We start from the raw sequence: 1,286 nt of genomic DNA, 5'->3' as shown, positions 1-1,286 counted from the left end.
AATGCCTAGGAACAAAACCCGGGGCACTTCACCCCGTCAAGACTGCCACGCACACCGTACGCGTTAGCGAGAGCATCGATGACCAATGAGACGCGCATATCGTCTACGAGTGCATAACCTGCACGTTTCCGCGAGTAAGTATCAATAACTGTGGCCAAATCCATGTTCTTGCCACCCTTACAGGGCAGGTACGTAAAATCGCCGGCATCAACGCGGTGTGGCTCGTTAGCTGTGAATTTGCGGCCTACTAAGTCCGGCATGACACGGTGGCCAGGCTTGCGCCTGGTAGTGACACATCGGCGGCGCTTGGTGAAGCCTTTGTAGTCCCATGGCTTTCATGATGCGTGCGACCTTCTTGTGATGTATCGGGCCAAAGCTCGTATCGGCTTTAAGGCTTGCAGCGATGCGTTTAGCCCCGTAAAGACCATGCTCATCATCGAAGATGGTTGTGATCCTTGCGCCAATAGCGGCATCGGAATACATCTTTAACCTGCGCTTTTCATGGGTTTGCACTTATTTATAAAACGAGGAACGATTCAGCTTTAAAACGTGGCGCATCCGCTTAACCGAGTATTCGGTTCGGTGGTCATAGACAAACTGGAAGCGGATCACCAGTGAGTCTCTTCGGCACAATACTTCGCGGCCTTGCGCAGGATATCGCGTTCTTCGCGCAACTGTGCGTTTTCTTTTCTAGCGTGCGGATCCGTTCGGAATCATTCGCCGCTTGGGCTTTATCATGCACAGCTTTAATGCGCGCACGCTTTCCGGTGCCGTACTTCTTGACCCAAGAATGCAGCGAGGCACAGTTGATACCGAGCTCTGCTGATGCTGCGTTCAGCGAGAGGTCCTCATTGTTCTCATAGAGAGCCACAGCATCGCGTCTGAACTGTTCGGAGTACCTGGACATGATGGTAGATTACCTTTCTTCCCAGCCCGACTGGGCTGGATATCAGGTGTCCACCAAAAGGGGGTCAGGTCCAAGGATTCGACGCTGGTGGCCAAGCTTATGCTCGGACTGCTGGGATCTGTGGGGAGTTTGAGTGTTCCATCATTCGTGAACGTCAGGCCGAGGGGATCGCCCGAGCGAAGGGGTGTGGCGTCTATAAAGGTCGGGCGAAAGTTTTGACGTTAGAGCAAGTGGAATAGGCGAAGAAGTGAATTAACGAAGGGGGGGGGCAAAGCAGAAGTAGCTCGTCGCCTAGATCTTGGGCGTACAACGTTGTATGCGTATCTAAATGGGCTCTTCCGGATCTAGGGTGCGTAGCCGGGATGAGAGAACACACATG

At 53.1% G+C, this 1,286-nt stretch carries 3 protein-coding genes; all 3 read right to left on the bottom strand.

The annotated features are described in order from the left end of the window. Nucleotides 1–5: 5 nt before the first annotated feature. Entirely contained in the window at nt 6–260 is a 255-nt protein-coding gene (locus HMPREF3098_RS11150; RefSeq protein ID WP_070433571.1) for a DDE-type integrase/transposase/recombinase, read from the bottom strand. After that, a complete protein-coding gene (locus tag HMPREF3098_RS12000; RefSeq protein ID WP_371440926.1) occupies nt 226–483 on the bottom strand; it encodes a helix-turn-helix domain-containing protein in 258 nt (85 codons plus the stop codon). The genes HMPREF3098_RS11150 and HMPREF3098_RS12000 overlap by 35 nt, the downstream gene beginning before the upstream one ends. A 103-nt stretch (nt 484–586) precedes the next feature. Beyond that, the gene (locus tag HMPREF3098_RS00365; RefSeq protein WP_083283851.1) at nt 587–907 is read right to left on the bottom strand and encodes a transposase; all 321 of its coding nucleotides are present in this window, start codon (nt 905–907) and stop codon (nt 587–589) included. Nucleotides 908–1,286 lie beyond the last annotated feature (379 nt).

It is taken from the genome of Corynebacterium sp. HMSC28B08, assembly GCF_001806865.1.
GTDB classification, from domain to species: domain Bacteria; phylum Actinomycetota; class Actinomycetes; order Mycobacteriales; family Mycobacteriaceae; genus Corynebacterium; species Corynebacterium auriscanis.
Note: the sequence above shows the minus strand (reverse complement) of the source record. Positions and strands in the feature narration are given on the sequence as shown.

Coding starts and splice junctions, on each gene's coding strand:
- HMPREF3098_RS11150 (WP_070433571.1), bottom strand. CDS start 260: ATGCCGGACTTAGTAGGCCGCAAATTCACAGCTAACGAGCCACACCGC.
- HMPREF3098_RS12000 (WP_371440926.1), bottom strand. CDS start 483: ATGTATTCCGATGCCGCTATTGGCGCAAGGATCACAACCATCTTCGAT.
- HMPREF3098_RS00365 (WP_083283851.1), bottom strand. CDS start 907: ATGTCCAGGTACTCCGAACAGTTCAGACGCGATGCTGTGGCTCTCTAT.